This is a genomic window from Acidovorax sp. IB03, assembly GCF_016406015.1.
GTDB classification, from domain to species: Bacteria; Pseudomonadota; Gammaproteobacteria; order Burkholderiales; family Burkholderiaceae_C; genus Acidovorax; species Acidovorax temperans.
In genome coordinates this window covers 1-17,733 of sequence record NZ_JAEFCH010000055.1, presented here as the reverse complement: position 1 = coordinate 17,733, position 17,733 = coordinate 1, and the positions used below count along the sequence as shown (strand labels likewise).

The window sequence follows — 17,733 nt, the reverse complement described above, 5'->3', positions numbered from 1 at the left end:
TTTGCAAGCAGGCTCATCAAGCAAAAAAGGGAACGTGTTGAACACGTCCCCTTTTACTGGATCAAGCCGCCTGCGGGCTTAACTGACTGGCATTGGGGGTCGAGCTGTCCTCGCCCACATCCGCACTCTTGCGCAGGTTGTTGTAGAACTCCAGCTTGGCGATGCCGCCCGCCACCGTGAACACCTTGATGCCTCGGCGCAGTTTCTTGCCACCCTGCGACACATCGATGGCTGTCGGTGTGCCGATCAGGGCGGCGCCCCCCATCACCCCACTTCGCACGCCCTTGACCGCCATCACGCGCGGATCGTGGCAGGCTCGCACGAAGGCGTAAGCCTCCTGCGTGGCAAAGCCGGTGTCCAGCGCGAAGCGCGCCAGTGGCATCGCCACCCCCGAGGCGTGCGTCCAGTTCTCGGCCAGCATCGCGGCCAGCGCCTTCCACACCGCGTCGCGGGCTGTGTCGCCCATCAGCACGCGGTGCTCGACCAGCCACGATTCCTTGCCGCGCCCGAAGGCCCAGATCGAGGCCTCAATGCGATCCTTCTGGACGTCAGCCGCACCCACCAGCAGCAGGCCGCCCAGCGGCACGCTGCCCATGCGGTAATCCTCGCGGCGCTCGACCAGCCGTTGCCAGTCGGGTGCTTCGCCTTCCTCGACCCAGGTCTCCCCCAGTTCGGTGTTCTTGAAGGTCTTGATCGCGGCGGCTGATCCCGACTCCTTGTTGACGGCGGCTTCCCACGCGGCAGCGATATCACGCCAGGATCGCCAGCCCACCGGGCTGTACAGCGACGACAGGTGAAAGCCTGCCGTCTTGCCCTGGGCCATCGCGCGCCATTCGCCGCGCTCCAGCATCCACGTCTTGTGGAGCTCGGAAATCGCGGTGTCGCAGGACTCGCAGATGTAGGCGGCGGTTTCCGGTTGCCCCTTGTCCCAGCGCAGTTGCTCGAAGCGCAACCACTGCAGGTGGTTGCAGTGCGGGCACGGCACGAAGTAGCGGCGCTGATCGCTGGCCTCGTACTCACGCTCGATGGCCGAGGCCCCGGAAATCGTCGGCGTCGAGACGATGAAGATCTTGCGCCTGGAAAAGGTACGCGTGCGCGCCTCGGCCAGCGAGATCGCGTCGCCTTCACCCTCGACGTCCAGCGGATACCCGTCAACCTCGTCAAGGAACAGGTAGCGCACCGGCATCGAGCGCAAGCCTACCGCGCTGTTCGCGCCGGTCATCACCAGCACGCCACCCCGGAACTCCTTGGCCAGAATCGTGTTGCCCGAATCCCGGCTGCGCGCGGGTGCGATCAGTTCCGCCAGCGCCGCAGACTCCTCGATCAGCGGGTCGATCCGCTGCTTGGAGTTGCGCTTGGCCATCTCCACCGTCGGCCAGACCGCCATCATCGGCCCCGGCGCGTGGTGGATGACATAGCCGATCCAGTTCGACCCCATCTCGGTCGCACCGAGCTGCGCTGCCTTCATGAACACCACACGCTCGACCGGCGAGGTCGGCGACAGGCAATCCATGATGGCCTTGAGGTACGGCGTGCGGCTGGTACGCCAGCGCCCCGGCTCGGCAGACGCCTTGCTGGAGAGCATCCGGTGACGATCTGACCATTCCGATACCGTGAGCAGCGGGTCGGGAGTAAGCCCGTCGCGCCACGCCCGTTCGATCTCCTGCGCGCCTTCGTAGTCCATCATCAATCCACGCGCGGGCGCAGCTCGCCCAGCTCAATCAGGTGCTCGCGCACGGCAGCCTCCAGGGCCACGTGCATCTGGTGCGCATCGACACCGAGCGTGGATGCCATCTGCCCGGAGATACGCGCTGGCCAGTTCAACCACGCGTCGCGCTCGATGCGCGCAAGTTTGAACACGTGGGCCACGGCCTGCGCCCGATCCACCAGCTCCTTCTTGCGGTGCGCCAGCTCCACCTTATTGAGCTGGGCTTTGAGCACTTCGTTGACGGTGCGTGCCTGTAGCAGCGATGTCCCGCCCGTCGACAACGGTGGGGTGCCGGGTTCGGGCACCTCTCGCTCAGGCAGTACGCGCGCCTTCGCGGGGCTGACCTTCTCCGGCGCTGCTGCCTTGCGGGGTTGCAATGTGTTTTGTGCCCACTGCGCGTCGGCGGTATCCGGATCAATCGTGCCGTCTGGCAGCGGTGTGATCCGCCCGGTGTCGATGGCCTTCTTCACGGCCACGTGCGACACGCCACGGTGGCGCGCGTAGGCGCGAATGGAAAGTCCCATCGTCACCTTCAATCATTTGTTCGTCATGTCCGCAGATTGAGCTTGGCTTCCATCGGGAACAGCGCGTTCATCACGTCACGCCAACCAACCCCGAAAGGAAAACGCCATGAGCCAGATCGACACCATCCTCACCCTCATCGCCCAGAAGCATCTCGGCATCGAAACCCTGCAAACCCGCAACGCCGACAGCCTCGACTTCCACGACACGGCGGTGTGGTGCCTCAAGGACGCGCTGGAAGCGGCCTTCAAGGCGGGCGTCGAATTTGGCGCATCGAGCCCGAAGGCCTCGGAAGCGGAAATCGCCAAGGACTGATCGGAAACCCACGAAGCCAAGCGGAAAGCGCTTGGCTTCACTCCAGAAGAGCGCGTTCATCACGTCGTCATCCACCACCCCTGAAGGAGCCGCCCATGACCACCACCACCCTGACCCCGGCCCAGCACGCCATCCTGGCCAAGGCCATCAATACCAGCGCAGGCAAGATCGACTGGTTCCCCGAAAACATCAAAGGCGGCGCGCGCAAGAAAGTGCTCGACGGGATGTTCAACCGTGCCCTGATCACCACCGACGGCACCGACTGGTTCGTCGCCGCCGAGGCCTACGACGCCTTGGGGCTAACTCGCCCCGGACTGAACAAGACGAGCATCGGTCAATTCGAAGCCAATCTCGACCAGATCATTGCCAACGCAGAAGGCGCGCCAGCCGCCCTGAGCGATCCCGAACTGGAAGCCGCCGTAATCGCCGCCGAAGCAACGTGGGTCAAGCCGCGCACCCGCGACAACAGCAAGCAAGCCGAAGTGATCCGGATGCTGCAACGCCCCGAGGGCGCAACCATCGGCCAGATCTGTGCCGCCACCGGCTGGCAGGCGCACACGGTACGCGGTACCTTCGCCGGGGCTTTCAAGAAGAAGCTGGGCCTGACTATCGTGTCGGACAAGCCACAGGGCGGCGAGCGGGTCTACCGCATCGCCTGATCAGAAAGATCGAGAAAGAGGCCAAGCGGCGCTTGGCTTCTCAATCGAACAGCGCGTTACTACGGGTGTCGCAACGATCAACCCGAAGGAGCAGCCACCATGAACACCAACCAGATCCCCGCCACCCAGAACGACACCTGGGGCTTTTGGGGCACGATGAACGAGCATGCCAGCGCTGCATGGCCCCTGGCGATGATCGCCATTTCGGACGTCACCAGCCAGCCCCTCGAATCGGTTCAGGTCTTCCTCGACAGCCGCCACGGTCGCCACTTTGCCGACGACGTCCAGAACGGGCTTTACGAGGGCAAGGCCCTGGCGGACGCGATCAACGCAGCCACCCAACGCTGGATGGGCTGGACGATTGGCCGCCAGACCAGCAAGCAGTACGGCATCCCGCGCGGCCTGCCTTACCTGACGGGCCTTGTGATTCACTGCGAGATCGTCGAGGAGTCGCTGGCAGCCTGATCGAGCGCCACGCCATCCGCCTCGCGGGTGGCCTGCTTGCCGGTGAAGTCCTCCCACCGGCGCACGATCACGTCCACGTACTTCGGATCGAGTTCGATCAGCCGCGCAACGCGGCCTGACTTTTCCGCAGCGATCAAGGTCGTCCCCGAGCCCCCGAACGGGTCGAGCACCACGTTGCCGGGGCGACTCGAATTGCGGATCGCGCGCTCGACCAGCTCCACCGGCTTCATCGTCGGGTGCAGGTCGTTCTTCTGCGGCTTCTTGATGTTCCACACGTCGCCCTGGTCACGGTCGCCGCACCAGTGGCGTGTCGCCCCCTCGGGCCATCCGTACAGGATCGGCTCGTACTGGCGTTGGTAGTCGGCGCGCCCCAGGGTGAAGGTGTTCTTGGCCCAGATGATGAAGGTCGACCATTTGCCACCGGCAGCACGAAAGGCGGCCTGCAGAACATCCAGTTCGCTGGAGGACATCGCCACGTAAATCCCGCCCCGGCAATGCGCCACCGTGGGCGTCAGCGCTTCCAGCAGGAAGTCGTAGAAGCCATCCCCCAGGTTGTCGTTCAGGATCGCGCGATCCTTACCGCGCATCTTGTCCTTGGCGCTGTTGGCGTAGTTCACGTTGTACGGCGGGTCGGTGAAGACCATGTCCGCCACCGCGCCTTGCATCAGGTGGTCGTAGCTCTCGGCCACGGTCGAGTCGCCGCACAGCAGCCGGTGCTGGCCCATGATCCAGACATCGCCCGGACGCGAGATGGGTGTCTCGCTGACCTCGGGCACCGCATCCTCATCGGTCTGGCCCTCGTTGTCCGGCTCGTCGCCCGCGATCAGTTCGGCCAGTGCGTCGGCGTCGAAGCCGGTGATGTCCAGATCGAAACCATCGAGCTGCAAGGCTTCCAGTTCGATCCGCAGCATCGCGTCGTCCCAGCCCGCGTTATCGGCGATTCGGTTGTCCGCAATGACCAGGGCCCGGCGCTGCGTCTGGCTCAGATGGTCGAGCACCACGACCGGTACCCGCTCCAGCCCGAGCTTCTGGGCGGCGGCGAGACGACCGTGGCCCGCGACGATGATGCCGTCACTGCCCGCCAGGATCGGATTGGTGAATCCAAACTCCGCGATGCTGGCAGCGATCTGCGCCACCTGCTCCTCGGAATGGGTGCGCGCGTTGCGGGCGTAGGGCCGCAACTTGGCGGTCGGCCACTGTTCGATCTTGTCGGCCAGCCAGTTCATGCCACCACCTCGGCATCCGGGGTGGTGGCGCGCTCAACGGCGACCTGCTCGAAGGACTGACCGGTGGCGATCAAGGTGACCGGTATGCCGGGGTGGTTCTGCTGGAACCGCTTGATGGCCACGTCCACGTACTGCGGGGCGATCTCCACGCTGCAGCAGATCCGACCGGTGCGCTCGGCGGCCAGCATCGTCGTGCCGCTGCCGCCGAAGGGCTCAAACACGATGTCGCCCGCGTCCGTGTAAGCCTCGATCACGAATTCCGGCAGCGCCACCGGGAACACGGCTGGGTGATCGATGTCCTGACCGATCTTGCCCTTGTGGCGCATCACGCGGATCACAGAGTCGGGGATGCGGGTGTCTTGCGTCGGCAGCCCCTTGTGCGTCCAGCCGCCCACCTCGCCATCCTTGCCGCGCATCGCGGTGGACGAACCGTCGGCGCGCAGGTGGGATTCCTGGCCTGCGTGCTTGCAGGGGACGATCTTGTTCGGCTTGCGGCTCTCCCGGTTGAAGTGGAAGACGAACTCGAAGCTCGGCGCGAAGCGGCCTGCCCAGTCGCCGGGCATCCCCGGCCCCTGATCCCAGACGTACCACGCAAAGCGCCGCCAGCCCTGCTGGCGCATCCAAGATAGCCAACCGTCCCAATACGGGATCACCTCGTTGTCGCGGTGGATCAGGCCCAGGTTGACCAGAACCTGACCGTCGCCTGCCATCGGCAGGTGTGCGAACACGCCACGCATCAGGCCATCCCAATCGGAGATGCCACCCGAGGTGTAGTCGCGCTGGTTGCCGTAGGGCGGCGAGGTGAAGCACAGGCGAGAGAGGTCACCCTGCATCAGCGCAGCGACCACGTTCCGGTCGGTGGCGTCGCCACAGATCAGGCGGTGCGGGCCAATTGCCCAGACATCGCCCGGCCGGGACACCGCCACGACGGGTGCTTCTGGCACGTCGTCAGCGGCATCCGGTTCCTCGGTGTCCGGCTCTGCGTCGGCATCGGCATCGGCGTCGGCGTCGGTCACGTCACCGGTGAGCAGTGCCTCGATCTCGGCATCCTCGCAACCGGTCAGAGCGAGGTCGTATCCGGCCTCGGACAGATCGGCCAGTTCCAGGGCCAGCATCTCCTCGTCCCAGCCCGCATCCAGTGCCAGCCGGTTGTCGGCGATCACCAGTGCCCGCTTCTGCGCGACGGTCAGATGGGCCAGTTCAATCACCGGCACCTGATCCAGCCCGAGCTTGCGCGCAGCGGCCAGACGCCCGTGCCCGGCGATGATGCCGTTGTCGCCATCGACCAGGATCGGGTTCGTCCAGCCGTACTCGACGATGCTGGCCGCGATCTTGGCGATCTGGCTTTCGGCGTGCGTGCGCGGATTGCGGGCGTAGGGAATCAGCGCCTCGACCTTGCGGTACTCGACGTTGAGCGTGTTCAAGATGGAAGTCCCAAAAGAAAACCCGCCGAGCGTTGCTGCCGGGCGGGTTGGGTGAAAGTAGATTCTGGAGGGGTGGTAACTGCGCCTGGTGGTGGTAACCTGGGCCGGTAACCTGGCCGACTGGTAACCTTGCCCGCACCCTGACGCTAAAAAAGCGCCGCGCTCGCGCCCCCCGCATTGGTTTTTGGCCAGGAAGGACCCGTTGATTTCTGGGCTGCTTCCTCTGCCGTCACCTCTGTCCAGAAGATAGATGAATACTACGCAAGATCAGGTCGTTTTGTTGCAGGGGCAAAAACCGCTGATTGCCTCGTGATGGCGCACATCCCCGACCATACGCGCCAAATCACGCCAAAACCCTACGCAACCACCACACCATTAAGTTGATCTGCGACCGTCTGCAATGCCCGCTGCCAATGCCGCCATGCCGTCGTGCGGTCGCAGGCAAAGCGGATCGTGATGTCCCGCCAGCCATAGCGCTTCGCGCGCATCCATACGAGATGACGTTGCTCGATGGTGAGCCACTGCACCCAGCGCATAACCTCCAGCATTCGTTCAATTGCCTCTGGACTCGGCGGAAAGGATCGGTACACCCTCTCGTCTGCTGCAAATGTCTCCCATTCGCTTCGGACAATGGCGGGCCAGCAGTTGAAGTAACCCTGCACTCGAACAGGAGGCAACCGTCGACTAGTGCTTGCGGCCTCTTCAAACCGAGCAGCAACGTCCTCGATAGTCCACTTAGTCATTGCGTCGCCCTCCGTAGAGCCGGTCACCGATGCGTCGCACGATCTCGCGCTCGATGAAGTCCAGACGTTCGTCGGATGCGTTGACCACCAGGATGTGTTGGTCACGCCAGCCACGTTCCTTGATCGCATCCAGATCCGTGGCCTGAGGTTGCAGACGACCGAGGGGGCAGCGGTATTGGTGTGTCGGCACCTTCATGTCACACCTCCTGCGTCTCGACAGCCCAGTGCAGCAAGGCTAGGGCGTCGGCTTCGTTGTCGTCGACTGGGGTGTGACCACGCAGGCGGACGGACGCGATCATGTCGTCCTTGCCCGCATTGCCCTTGCCGGTCGCGTGCTTCTTGATCGTGCCGACTGGAACACCCTGGTAAGGGATGTTGTGATGCTCACACCACGCGGTCAGGTGTCCCATGAAGCCACCGTAGGCGTGCGCCGCATCAACGCCAGCGTGCCGTCGAACCTCCTCGAAGAACACCGCGTTGATGTGGTTGCTGGCCGAGAACAATTCGTTGAGCCAGCGCTTGAAACGGAGGAAACGCATGCCGCCCCCTTCAAATCGCTGCGGCTTGAAGTGCTCCGTGCCGCTGGTGATAGTGCCGTCCAGGTGCTGCAAAGCCCACCCGGTGTGTGTGCCCAGATCAAGGGCCAAGATTGTCGTGTTCATCGTCGTGCTCCAGTTCGGGGGCGAGTGACGGATGCGACGGGTTCTTTGGGAAACAGCCTTTACGTACGCGCACGCGTAGCGCGTCAATCAGGAAACCCGTCAAATCCGTCACTCGCCCGGATTGCTCAGTCATCTCGGTAGGGGTAGCCATGGCTATACGGCTTGGGCCTGAGGGCTATGCCCGTGATCCCACGTGCGCCCCCGGTCAGCCGACACTTCTCGAACTTGCGGGCCGCCATCAGTTCGGAGAAGCGCTTGACCGAGCCCACGTACTCACCCGCGCGCTCAGCCCATTCACGCCAGTCGGCGAACAATTCGGAAACGCCTTCACGGTGGGTCTTGGCCAGCAGGCAACGCTCTTCGATCCACTGCCCGAGCGCGTCCTCGGCCTCGAAATACTCCTCAGTCGCCGACACCACACTGGCGGGAGGCTTCAGTCCTTGGCGTTGCCAAAGGCTGCAGCCCTCGACCGCCCACGCCAGAATGCCGTCCCGTTCCTTGAGCAGCTTTTCCGTCAGCCTGCCGTCACGCCGCTCGGGCGGGATCGTCACCGTGAACGGGATCAGGTGCAGCCGCCGCTTCATCGCCTCATCCACGTTGCGGATCGATGGCTTGTGGTTGCCTGCGATCACCAACTTGAACTGCGGCACGTACTCGAAGAAGTCCTGGCGCATGAAGCGTGCGGAAACCTTGTCGCCACCGGTGATGGCCTTAACCTTGGATTCGTTCCAACGCCGACCCTGTTCGGTTTCGATGGATGACACAAAGCGTGCGCCGCGCAGGCCCGCCAGATCGGTCGGATGTCGGTCGGTGCGCGCCTCCATGAACGTGTCCATCGGCGCGTTGGCCGCGTAGTCGCCCAAGATGGTGGTCAGGACGTTGACGAACACCGACTTGCCGTTCGCGCCGGTCCCGTACAGGAAGAACAGCGCGTGCTCGCTGGTCACGCCCGTCAGGCAGTAGCCAACCATCAGTTGCAGGTAGGCAATCAGTTCAGCGTCACCGCCTGTGACGTCGGCCAGGAATGCGCGCCACGTCGGACTGTCGCCCTGCGGTGTGGCCGTGGTCACCTTGGTCATCCGATCATCGCGCCGGTGCGGTCGCATGCGGCCCGTGCGCAGATCAACCACACCGCCTGGTGTGTTGAGTGCCCAGACGTCGGCATCCCATTCCTCGGCGGTGGACGCGTGCTTGGGATCGGAGCGTGCGATTTTCTCGACGGACGAGATCGTGGCGGAGCTGGCCAGCTTGCCTGTGAGCCGAGGGCTGTCCGCCTTGAGTGACGCCATCCGGCAGATACCGCGCGCCAGATGAGACACATAGAGCACCTGATCCGGATTCCAGCGCACGCCGGTCCAGACCAGCCATTTGCCCCAAAGCGCGCAGTAGCGCCAGTCCTCGCCATAGCGGCGTGTGAAGGCCGAGGACAAGCCGTCCTCCGTAGTCCAGTCGACACCGGTCAGCAGATCCGGTGGTGGCGTCTCCTCGACCGACCGCATCACCGGCATCCGCTCGCCGACGGCGAGGAAGCCCCTCACATCGAAGCCGTCCGGAATGGCGTCAGCCGCATCCCATCCTTCCGGCTTGTCATCGGGTGGTACCAGGATGGCGACCGTGGTCGCACCCGCGTTCAGGATTGCTTGCGATGCACGGTCAGCGTAATCCCAGCCTGGCGCGTCCCGGTCAGGCCAGATCAGCACGGATTTGCCCGCCAGCGGCGACCAGTCGGTCTTATCGACGGGAGCGTTTGCGCCATGCATGGCCGTGGTTGCCACCACGCCGATGGCGATCAGGGCCTGCGCACACTTCTCGCCCTCGACCAGCACAACGTGACCAGCGGCAGCCAGCCCCGGCTGGTTGTACAGCGGGCGCGGATCGGGCGGAGTCATCTTGCGCCGCTTGGCATCCCACGGCCGGAACTCCTTCTTGCGCCCGGGTGGGTCGTAGCGGTACACGACCGCAATCAGTTTGCCGGTGGCATCGAAGTAGTCCCACTTGGCCGTGGCCGGGCCGAGATCATCAACCGGAGCTTCCTTCTTGGCGCGGCGTACCGGCACTGATCGCGAACGACCGAGCAGATCAGCTGCCTCGTCGAGCACCCGGGGAAAGTCGGTGTGGACGTTGGCCCCGAGGTAGGCGGCGATCAAGGCAAAGATGTCACCGCCATCGCCCGTAGCACGATCCGTCCAGAGACCAGCCTTGTCGCCTTCGAGTACCACCTCGAGGCTGTCGCCCGGGCTGCCCAGGATGTCCCCGATCAAAAACTTGCCACGACGCTTCTTTCCTGCCGGGAACATCGTGGTCAGGACTGATTCCATCCGTGCGATCAGTTCAGTGCGAATCTCGTCCCGCTCGCTGTCATTGACGTTGCGCCGGCCCGTTTCTCCCGGTGGTGATGTGTCATTGAAATCAAGCATCGGCACCACCCTCGTGTGACGTCTGCTGCGCAGCGATCCAGGCTTCCAGCTCGTTGGGTTTGAAGCGAACCAGTTTGCCGACGCGGTAATGCGGAATGCGACGCTCCTTTCGCTCCTTGGCTTGAGAGAGCCAATACGACGGCAGATTGAACATCAGTGCAGCCTGGCGCACGTCGATCAGCTGCTCGCCCAGTACGTGATTCAAATTCGAGGTATTCATGCTTGCGTCCTCCAGCAGCGGTCTTGCCACGCGCACATCCGGCATTCAAAGTGGGTCGAGTCATGGAAGGCGCGCGGCAGGAGCTCTCCCGCCTCGGTCGCCGTGATGACCTTGACCGCCCGATCAGACATGCGTTGGGCCAGTGCTGCGTCAAAGGGCACGAGCTCGGTGTAGATCTCCATCGTGTCGGCGTTGAGTGCCGTGAAGATCGCCGGGTGCTCGTGCAGTTCGAGATAGGCTTGGTAGATCGCCACTTGCGCGGCGTAGACGGGCTTGGAGAGAGTCAGGCCCTTCTTGTCCAGATCGCTCCAGGACTTGTTGCCGAGACACTTACATTCCCAGAGCGCGGGATAGGCGAAGCCATCGGGGCCGCCGACGATGACGCCGTCGATGTGGCCCTGCAGGCGACCGTTGGCCACCGAGAAACCGAACTGCTCGCCGTCGGCCTTGCGGGTGCGCAGGTCGAAGCCCGCGTCCCGGAGCCACGCGACCATGCAGTCCTCCATGACGTGACCGCGTTCGAAGATCCGCAGCATTCGGCCCGGGGTGTCACGCCCGTGGTCGATGGGTGCCTTGGCGTACTCGAACTGCAGCGCTCGCTCGCAGGCCACGCCGAGACGTGAGGCCCCGAGGTACTGGCGCTCGGACTGGCGGGCGCGAGCCTGTTGCAGGCCCGTGTCCACCAGGGTGGTGACCTGACCCGAGATGCTCGATGAGGAGTTGAAGTCGATCATGGCTTCTTCCCCTTCGGCTCTTCCCAGGGCAGGTCGTCCTCCAGATCCGCGAACGGGTTGGCCAGAGGGTCGGGCGCAGGCGTCATGCCGCGTACCGGTGGGTACTTGCTCGCCTCGTGGTGCGCGACCATTGCCTCGGTGTAGCAAGTGACGATGGCGTCGATCACTTGCAGCGCCTCGGCTTCGGAGTAGTCGCCCAGCGGCTTGGTGAATCCAATCTCGCCCGCAGCCTCGCCGAAGGCCTTGAGGCACTTCTTCATCGCGGCCAGTTCGACATCAGATGGATCGATCATGGCGACCCCCGTACTGTCGACGCGACCTTCCTTGACCCGCAGCCAGTTGCCGTACAGCGCATGAAACGCGTTTTGGCAGCGTTGTGAGCAGAACACCCAGTCGATGGGATAGCGCCGGGGATGGCCGACACCGTGACGGTTGTCGGTGTGGCCGAATCCCCGGGCCTGTCGTTTGCAGACCCAGCATTTCATCGGCCTCCCTCACTGTGCCCACGACGGCTTGCCGGTCACCGGTGCGCGTTGTGGAGCCGGTGCCTGATACGCAGGCGCAGCCGCCTGCGCCGGAGCGCCGGAATGTCCACTGCCCGGAGCCTTGGGCGGCACGCCCATCAGTTTTGCGTAGTCGGGGTGATCAGGCTCGACCGCGATCTTGACCACGTTCCGGTCTTGGCCCTTGCCATCCTTCTCAATGTCCACGCGCGCCAGAAACTCCAGGCCATCCAGTTCATGAAAACCCTGGATGCGGCGCGCGGCGGCGGCCTGCGGGCTGTTGTCCTGGGGATGGACGTTGCGGGCGCTGTTGAGCGCGGCGCGGATAAAGCTGCGCCCCATCTGACCCCAGGTCGGCCCCTTCTTGGAGTGCAGGCCGATGTTGCTCCACATCTTGCGCTTGGCATGGTCGCCCGCCGTGACGACAAACTCGGCGGCGAGGTAGACAGAGCCGGTTTCGAAGGACTCGGTGGCGTAGCCGCCGCCCCAGCCTTGTTCCGGGTCGTCAAAACCACCTGGCTTGATGGTCATGCGCACTGGCACGACAGCGCCCTTGGGGATCAGGTCAAAGCCCGACTGTTGGGGATCGGCATCTTGGAAATCAAAATAGTTGGACGACATGGCGATTACTCCTTGGATTCGGTGGTGTTTGCTGTAGTGGGGGTGCCGGTGCTGCCGGGCATGGGCAATGGCGACTGGCCTGCGCACTTGGCGATCAGTGCGCCGAGATGCGGCGGCTCCAGCAGGTCGAGGCGACCGCTGCGGTCTTTGGCCGGGAAACCGTAGGGATTGACGGTGTGCGTGACGAAGGCGCGGTAGGTACTGCCGTCCTCGGCCTTGATCTCGGCCAGTGTCACGACCTCATCGACAATGCCGGGCAGCTCCAGACTGGTCTTGCTGCCTTCGATCTGTGGCACGAACACCTTGCGGTTGTAGTCATCGAGGCGCTCGTCGAGGATGGCGACGAACACCACGTTCTTGCCCCGGGCGTGCTGCAAGTGGGTCAGTGCGCCGATCATTTCCTGGCCGAGCAGGCCATAGGCCGCGCGCAGATCCGGTTTGCCGGAGCGGTCACTGGTGGCACCGGGTTGCGTCTTGCACCATGCGAAGCACTGCCGGGACAACTGCGTGATCGAGTCGAGAAAGAAGGTCTGGTAGCGGTCGAGCTGCGTCGGGCTGCCAAATTTCTCGATGACGTGGTCGTAATGCGCCTGCGAGAACGCGCTCTCCGGCGGCAGTGACTTGTCCGGGCCTGCGAGGAACACGAAAAAGTCGCGGCTTTCCGGCCACGAGGCCGGGCGGATGGTGTCGCCCGGCCAGTCGGCCACGGCGAGATCACCCGCCTCGATATCGAGGAACAAGGTGGTGGCAGGGTCGAGGTCTTTGAGCCGGGTGGTCTTGCCGATGCCGGATTTGCCCAGCATCAGCAACTTCACACCCTTGCGCTCGGCCAAGCGCTGCTGCGCGGAAATGATCGGGAGGGACATCACGCCACCTCCTTCAGTTGTTCCGCAACCGCCGGATTCCAGAGGACCTGGTAGCCGCTGTGGCCGTTGCGCGAGTACGGCATGGCTTCGGCCCATGCTTCACCGGCCTCGGTCAGTTCCCACTCGTCCCGGTCGTTGCGGAACTGAAGGCCGCCGGATGCCAGCAACTGGTTCGTGGCCTTGGCTGAGCGACTCAGCAATTTGCCGAGCTGTGTGGCGTTGAGCGAGCAGATCGGCTCGTTGGCGGCAGGCAAAGCGCGGCGCAGCACTTCCGTGGTCAGGCCGGTGTTTTCCTGAATGCAGGTCAACGTGGCAGCCATTGCAATGCCGGTCTTGACGCCCGGTACCTTGGCGACCGCTTCGCCGATCAGCAAGATGGCGGTGACGCGATCTTGGGTCGGCGCGGGCAAGGCAGCCATCGTGGTGGCGGCGGAATACGCGCCTGTCTTGCGGATTGCAGGCAGCACTTCACCGGTGATCCAGCGCTTGAAGCGCTTGGCAGCATCCTTGGTGCTACCGAGGATCAGGGCGTAAAGCCCCGACTCGTTGACGTGGTTTTGGCGTTGACGGCCACCCGCCGTAAGGGTCTCCAATTTCTGGAGATCCTCGGCATCGACGTGGGACTTGATCGCCTGAGACGGATTGCCCATCTCCAGGGCGTCGCAGACATCGGTGGCGTTGAACCACGGCAGACCGAGTTCATCGACCTGGACGCGCACGGCGTGCGCTTCGAACTGGAAGGGAATGATCGCGCTCATGATCAGCCCTCCCACGACACGTCGGCGATACGGTCGACTCCACGCGCGGCACGTTTGCGCACCTCGGTGTGGAGTTCTTCCAGCGCGGTGCGGCGGCGGCCGAGCGCCAGCGATTCCGCGTTGGCTGTCTGGATGGCAAAAGCCAGCTCATCCACAGTGGCGACATCAAGCGGGACTACGACGTCCTGACCGTCCGCGCGGCGATACCGGATTTCGTCAGGGAGGTGTTCGCCGTAGATGGACGGCAGCTGTTGACGCAGCGAGGCGATGAGATTGGTGCTCATGGTCATTACTCCGAATCGATGGAAAGGGTGAAAGACGGCTTGCCGGAATCCACGGTGCGAGCGGCGGCGAACTGCTGTTGCAAAGCAGGCGGCCAGTTCGTGAAGCGGGATTCGGAGACGGACAACTTGATGTCGAGGTAACCCTCGACCTTCTCGCCTGAGGCGACGATGCGTTCAGCGATCTCAGCCAGTTGCTTCTGATCCCAGCTGACCTTCTTGGGCAGCTCGAACTTCAGGTGCAGCGGGCCATCGCTGATGTGTGCGGTGCCGAAGTCACGGCCGGATTCGCGCAGCGCGGTCCGTGCCTGCTCGCCGTAGCACTGATCCAGTGCCGCATCGAACTTGGTGCGCGCCTTCTTCAGCCAGTCGATGGCTGCATCGAGGTTCTTGTCGATCTCGTGTTTCTGCGCGGGCGGCAATGCGGCCAGTTGGCTGACCGACATCTCGGCGATGTCGGCAGGGAAGATGGTGATGTCATTCATCGCATCTCTCCTCAAACCGCCGCGCGTTCGGATGTCGAGTCGTGTAGCGCTTCGCGCTCAAACTCGAGGATCGCGTCGACCGGGTAGCCGACACGCTTGGACAGCTTCAGGTAGCGTGGACCGCGACCCTCACTGCGCCAGCGCTGCAAAGTCTTGGGGCTAACGCCCCAGCGTTGCGCGAGCTCGTTTTCGTTGAGCACGCGGCGATCACCGGGTGACATGGTGTTGATCGCCTGCTGTGGCGACCGGGGGATACCGCTGGTTGGTGTCTGCATGGAATGCTCCTGTGACGTTGTTGAGTAACAGGTGTCATTCCAAACTTCGGGTGGCGAACCTTTAAGGGACGCAATGGCGAACCACGACGGAACTCCAGGTTCGCCAATGGCCCAGTGCAGAAAAGCAAACGGCGAGCACATGGCTCGCCGTCATCGGATGTATCTGGAAGCAGATCAGGCGTCGGAGAAACCGAGCAATCGACGCTGCGCAGCCCAATCGCGCGGCAGTTGCTCTTGGCGGCCACGCAAGGTGTGCAGATTCAGGTGGCGTGGCTGACGTCCTTCGAATATCGCCTCCACGATATCGGGGGCCAACATGGTCATGCGCAGGACCTCGGCAGCCCAGCCCGGTTCCACTTTGAAGGCGTGCGCCAAGTCCGTTGTCGTGGAGTAGGTGCCATCGTCGATCAAGCGCTTCCAGTAGAAGGCCTTGCCCAGCGTTTTGATCATCGGCACATCGAAGCCACCGATTCGGTCCGCGATCTCGGGGGCTGGCGGTATCAGCAGCTTCCGGTTCTGGCGGCGCTTGATCGTCAGGGGCACCAAGGTAACCCGCTGCCCCTCGCTGACATAACTGCGCGCCTCGGCTCCAATCTCGATGCGGACGGCGCGCTGGCGCTGGTGGGTCGTGGCATTCATGCCAAAGCCTCCTCGACACGCTCTTGGGACTCTTCGATCAAGGGATGCGTGCTGATGTCCGCACCGAATCCGATCCAACCGTCCTCTCGCCAAACGATATCCAGGCCGTGCCCGTGTAGTTGCACGCGTTCGATCAACAGCCGTGTGATCCGTTGCTGCTCGGCAGGGAACAGTTGCGACCACACGTCACCGATGCGCTGCATGGCGACCACCACCTGTGCCTCGTCCAGCGTCGCCCCCGCCGGATGCTGCTGGCAGGATCTCCACACTGCGATCAGCATTTGCGGCGATGAGAGCGCAGCATGGATTTGCGCCAACACGGCATCTTCGATCTCGGCGGCTGGCAGGTGGCCCACGTCCGGCGTATGCGGAGCCAGGCTGGCACCGGCGTTGCGCCGCTTGTGCAGGTAAGGCACGTAGTAGCGGTACTGCCGACCATTTTTCTTTTTGACAAAGGAGTGCAACATGCGTTGGCCATCCGGTGCAAACAGAAGTCCCGCCAGCAGTGCCGGATGCTTGGCTCGGTGTTCGCGCGGAGCCTGCTTTCGCCTCTCAATGAAGGCGTGTGCCGCGTCCCATAATTCTTGAGAAATGATGGGGTCGTGCTGGGCCGAGTACCACGTCTCGTGATTGCAGATTTCACCGAGGTAAATGCGGTTACGCAGCAAGGTAAAGAGGTACTGCTGATCGATGCTGCGCCCCAATCGCTCCCGGCCGGACTGGGTGACCCATGCCTTGGTGGTATGCCCTTCGATATCCAGTTCGCGGACGAGTCGCGCAGCCGAGCCATGCTCGGCGTAGCGGCGGAAGATGTCACGTACCAGCGCAGCTTCACGGTCATTGATAACGAGCTTGCGTTCGACCACGTCGTATCCGAGGGGCGGGACTCCGCCCATCCACATGCCTTTGGCCTTGCTGGCGGCGATCTTATCGCGGATGCGTTCGCCGGTGACTTCGCGTTCGAACTGCGCGAATGACAAAAGGATGTTGAGCGTCAATCGCCCCATCGATGTGGTGGTGTTGAACTGCTGCGTGACCGCGACAAAGGAGACGCCGTTGCGGTCGAAAACCTCGACCAGCTTTGCGAAGTCCGGCAGGCTGCGCGTGAGGCGGTCGATTTTGTAGACGACCACGGTATCGATCTTCCCCGCCTCGATATCGATCATCAGTCGGCGCAACCCGGGCCGTTCCATGTTTCCGCCAGAGTATCCGCCGTCGTCGTATCCGTCGTCGACGGCAATCCAGCCTTCATGTCGTTGGCTTGCAATGAAGGCCAAGCCCGCATCACGCTGTGCCTCGAGGCTGTTGTATTCCTGGTCGAGGCCTTCGTCAGTGGACTTGCGTGTGTAGACGGCGCAGCGCTTCTTTGGCGTGACTGCGGGAATCTGGTTTCGGCGCACTGAGCTCATGCTGCCCCCTTCTTCGAAGCAGGTGCCTTCAAACCAAAGAACACCGGGCCTGACCAATGGCTGCCTGTGATGCGTTTGGCTACAGCGGACAGGCTCTTGAAGCGTTGCCCCTGGTACTCGAAATCATTCGATCCGCGCACCAGCACACGATGTTCAATGTCGTCGTAGATGCGTGTCAGGACGGTACCGGGCAGTAGGTGTTGGCTATCGCCGCGCAGTTGCTTGGGCAAGATGCCGGTTTCGCCAACCTCCTCGAGCTTCTTGCGCAGTGACGGTTTCAAACCGCCAAACGCGCGCTCTTGCATCCGGTAGGCCAGGCGACTTTCCAGCCAGACCCGATGGTGATGATTCGGCCGTTCATCGAAATGGTCGTCCCAGAGAGCCCAAAGATCATCCATCGAAAGATGGGGAATAGCCGCGACGCGGGCGGCGACTGAGGCGGGCGTTGGTGAGGTTGCGTGTGCTGTCATGGGCGAACTCCCTTGTTGTGATCGGGGTTCGCATTCACGCGCTGTTGGCCGGGGAAGCCAAGGCAAACCTGCTCGCTGTTTTTGGGGATGTCGCGCGATTGGCGGGCACGAAGGCGCAGCAGCGCGGCAGCTAACAGATCAGCGATTTCTTGATGCCCGTGCCGTGGCCGTTCAGGTGATGTGCAAATGGAGATAGGTTCGATTTCTGTCATGGCAAGCGTTCCGATGGAAAACGCTGCTCATGCTAAAAACCAAGGGCACTTCGCGTAACGTGATTTAGGGCAATGCTGAACAAGTAACGTCATATCCATCGCACAGCCATTTGAATGCC

The 17,733-nt window shown here is 63.2% G+C and carries 23 protein-coding genes and 1 pseudogene; 3 read left to right on the top strand and 21 right to left on the bottom strand.

Annotated features, from left to right (window positions below; all coding sequences use genetic code 11):
- Positions 1–94: 94 nt before the first annotated feature.
- Together IHV84_RS19205 and IHV84_RS19200 are read right to left on the bottom strand one after the other, a co-directional pair.
- Positions 95–1,690: pseudogene (locus IHV84_RS19205) on the bottom strand (phage terminase large subunit family protein); the annotation flags it as partial.
- Positions 1,687–2,232: an elements of external origin gene (locus IHV84_RS19200; RefSeq protein WP_169433264.1), complete on the bottom strand. Its 546-nt coding sequence runs from the start codon at positions 2,230–2,232 to the stop codon at positions 1,687–1,689. The pseudogene IHV84_RS19205 and the gene IHV84_RS19200, both read right to left, overlap by 4 nt.
- A 106-nt stretch (positions 2,233–2,338) precedes the next feature.
- Here IHV84_RS19200 and IHV84_RS19195 point away from each other — a divergent pair, with 106 nt between their 5' ends.
- The 3 genes from IHV84_RS19195 (at position 2,339) to IHV84_RS19185 (ending at position 3,669) form a co-directional block, all read left to right on the top strand.
- Positions 2,339–2,545: a hypothetical protein gene (locus IHV84_RS19195; RefSeq protein WP_198848046.1), complete on the top strand. Its 207-nt coding sequence runs from the start codon at positions 2,339–2,341 to the stop codon at positions 2,543–2,545.
- 95 nt (positions 2,546–2,640) lie between these two features.
- Positions 2,641–3,204, top strand: coding sequence for a DUF3489 domain-containing protein (locus tag IHV84_RS19190; protein ID WP_198848045.1), 564 nt, complete (start codon positions 2,641–2,643; stop codon positions 3,202–3,204).
- Between the two features lie 99 nt (positions 3,205–3,303).
- Positions 3,304–3,669: a hypothetical protein gene (locus IHV84_RS19185; RefSeq protein ID WP_198848044.1), complete on the top strand. Its 366-nt coding sequence runs from the start codon at positions 3,304–3,306 to the stop codon at positions 3,667–3,669.
- On the opposite strand, the gene IHV84_RS19180 is transcribed toward IHV84_RS19185, so the two are convergent.
- The 19 genes from IHV84_RS19180 to IHV84_RS19090 all read right to left on the bottom strand — a co-directional run bounded on the left by IHV84_RS19180 (position 3,633) and on the right by IHV84_RS19090 (position 17,614).
- On the bottom strand, positions 3,633–4,895 hold the full coding sequence (locus tag IHV84_RS19180) for a site-specific DNA-methyltransferase (RefSeq protein WP_198848043.1): 1,263 nt from the start codon (positions 4,893–4,895) through the stop codon (positions 3,633–3,635). The two genes, IHV84_RS19185 and IHV84_RS19180, sit on opposite strands and share 37 nt — an antisense overlap.
- Positions 4,892–6,319: a site-specific DNA-methyltransferase gene (locus IHV84_RS19175; RefSeq protein ID WP_198848042.1), complete on the bottom strand. Its 1,428-nt coding sequence runs from the start codon at positions 6,317–6,319 to the stop codon at positions 4,892–4,894. The genes IHV84_RS19180 and IHV84_RS19175 overlap by 4 nt, the downstream gene beginning before the upstream one ends.
- 356 nt (positions 6,320–6,675) lie before the next feature.
- Positions 6,676–7,062 (bottom strand): DUF6362 family protein, encoded by a 387-nt coding sequence (locus tag IHV84_RS19170; protein ID WP_088862016.1) that lies wholly within the window; start codon positions 7,060–7,062, stop codon positions 6,676–6,678.
- Positions 7,055–7,258 carry a hypothetical protein gene (locus IHV84_RS19165; protein WP_198848041.1) on the bottom strand — a complete coding sequence of 68 codons (204 nt, stop codon included), beginning with the start codon at positions 7,256–7,258 and terminating at the stop codon, positions 7,055–7,057. Before IHV84_RS19165 ends, IHV84_RS19170 begins: the two co-directional genes overlap by 8 nt.
- Position 7,259: 1 nt before the next feature.
- Positions 7,260–7,724 carry a crossover junction endodeoxyribonuclease RuvC gene (locus IHV84_RS19160; RefSeq protein ID WP_198848040.1) on the bottom strand — a complete coding sequence of 155 codons (465 nt, stop codon included), beginning with the start codon at positions 7,722–7,724 and terminating at the stop codon, positions 7,260–7,262.
- A 125-nt stretch (positions 7,725–7,849) separates the two neighbouring features.
- Positions 7,850–10,141, bottom strand: a complete 2,292-nt coding sequence (locus IHV84_RS19155; RefSeq protein ID WP_062794258.1) for a phage/plasmid primase, P4 family — start codon at positions 10,139–10,141, stop codon at positions 7,850–7,852.
- A complete protein-coding gene (locus tag IHV84_RS19150) occupies positions 10,134–10,361 on the bottom strand; it encodes a helix-turn-helix domain-containing protein (protein ID WP_020200561.1) in 228 nt (75 codons plus the stop codon). The genes IHV84_RS19155 and IHV84_RS19150 overlap by 8 nt, the downstream gene beginning before the upstream one ends.
- Entirely contained in the window at positions 10,358–11,095 is a 738-nt protein-coding gene (locus IHV84_RS19145; protein WP_198848039.1) for a hypothetical protein, read from the bottom strand. The genes IHV84_RS19150 and IHV84_RS19145 overlap by 4 nt, the downstream gene beginning before the upstream one ends.
- Positions 11,092–11,580, bottom strand: a complete 489-nt coding sequence (locus IHV84_RS19140) for a DUF6511 domain-containing protein (protein WP_062794260.1) — start codon at positions 11,578–11,580, stop codon at positions 11,092–11,094. Before IHV84_RS19140 ends, IHV84_RS19145 begins: the two co-directional genes overlap by 4 nt.
- 9 nt (positions 11,581–11,589) lie before the next feature.
- Complete coding sequence (locus IHV84_RS19135; RefSeq protein WP_198848038.1) at positions 11,590–12,219, bottom strand: hypothetical protein; 630 nt, start codon at positions 12,217–12,219, stop codon at positions 11,590–11,592.
- Between the two features lie 5 nt (positions 12,220–12,224).
- Positions 12,225–13,085, bottom strand: a complete 861-nt coding sequence (locus tag IHV84_RS19130; RefSeq protein WP_198848037.1) for an ATP-binding protein — start codon at positions 13,083–13,085, stop codon at positions 12,225–12,227.
- Positions 13,085–13,843, bottom strand: coding sequence for a BRO family protein (locus IHV84_RS19125; RefSeq protein WP_198848036.1), 759 nt, complete (start codon positions 13,841–13,843; stop codon positions 13,085–13,087). Before IHV84_RS19125 ends, IHV84_RS19130 begins: the two co-directional genes overlap by 1 nt.
- A 2-nt stretch (positions 13,844–13,845) precedes the next feature.
- Positions 13,846–14,127: a hypothetical protein gene (locus IHV84_RS19120; RefSeq protein WP_198848035.1), complete on the bottom strand. Its 282-nt coding sequence runs from the start codon at positions 14,125–14,127 to the stop codon at positions 13,846–13,848.
- A gap of 5 nt (positions 14,128–14,132) precedes the next feature.
- The gene (locus IHV84_RS19115) at positions 14,133–14,609 is read right to left on the bottom strand and encodes a hypothetical protein (protein ID WP_020200568.1); all 477 of its coding nucleotides are present in this window, start codon (positions 14,607–14,609) and stop codon (positions 14,133–14,135) included.
- A gap of 11 nt (positions 14,610–14,620) precedes the next feature.
- Positions 14,621–14,884: an AlpA family transcriptional regulator gene (locus tag IHV84_RS19110; RefSeq protein WP_020200569.1), complete on the bottom strand. Its 264-nt coding sequence runs from the start codon at positions 14,882–14,884 to the stop codon at positions 14,621–14,623.
- 174 nt (positions 14,885–15,058) lie between these two features.
- On the bottom strand, positions 15,059–15,523 hold the full coding sequence (locus tag IHV84_RS19105; RefSeq protein WP_024541971.1) for a hypothetical protein: 465 nt from the start codon (positions 15,521–15,523) through the stop codon (positions 15,059–15,061).
- Complete coding sequence (locus tag IHV84_RS19100; protein ID WP_198848034.1) at positions 15,520–16,932, bottom strand: recombinase family protein; 1,413 nt, start codon at positions 16,930–16,932, stop codon at positions 15,520–15,522. The genes IHV84_RS19105 and IHV84_RS19100 overlap by 4 nt, the downstream gene beginning before the upstream one ends.
- Positions 16,929–17,402, bottom strand: a complete 474-nt coding sequence (locus tag IHV84_RS19095) for a DUF2924 domain-containing protein (protein ID WP_198848033.1) — start codon at positions 17,400–17,402, stop codon at positions 16,929–16,931. The genes IHV84_RS19100 and IHV84_RS19095 overlap by 4 nt, the downstream gene beginning before the upstream one ends.
- On the bottom strand, positions 17,399–17,614 hold the full coding sequence (locus IHV84_RS19090) for a hypothetical protein (protein ID WP_198848032.1): 216 nt from the start codon (positions 17,612–17,614) through the stop codon (positions 17,399–17,401). The genes IHV84_RS19095 and IHV84_RS19090 overlap by 4 nt, the downstream gene beginning before the upstream one ends.
- Positions 17,615–17,733: the final 119 nt, after the last annotated feature.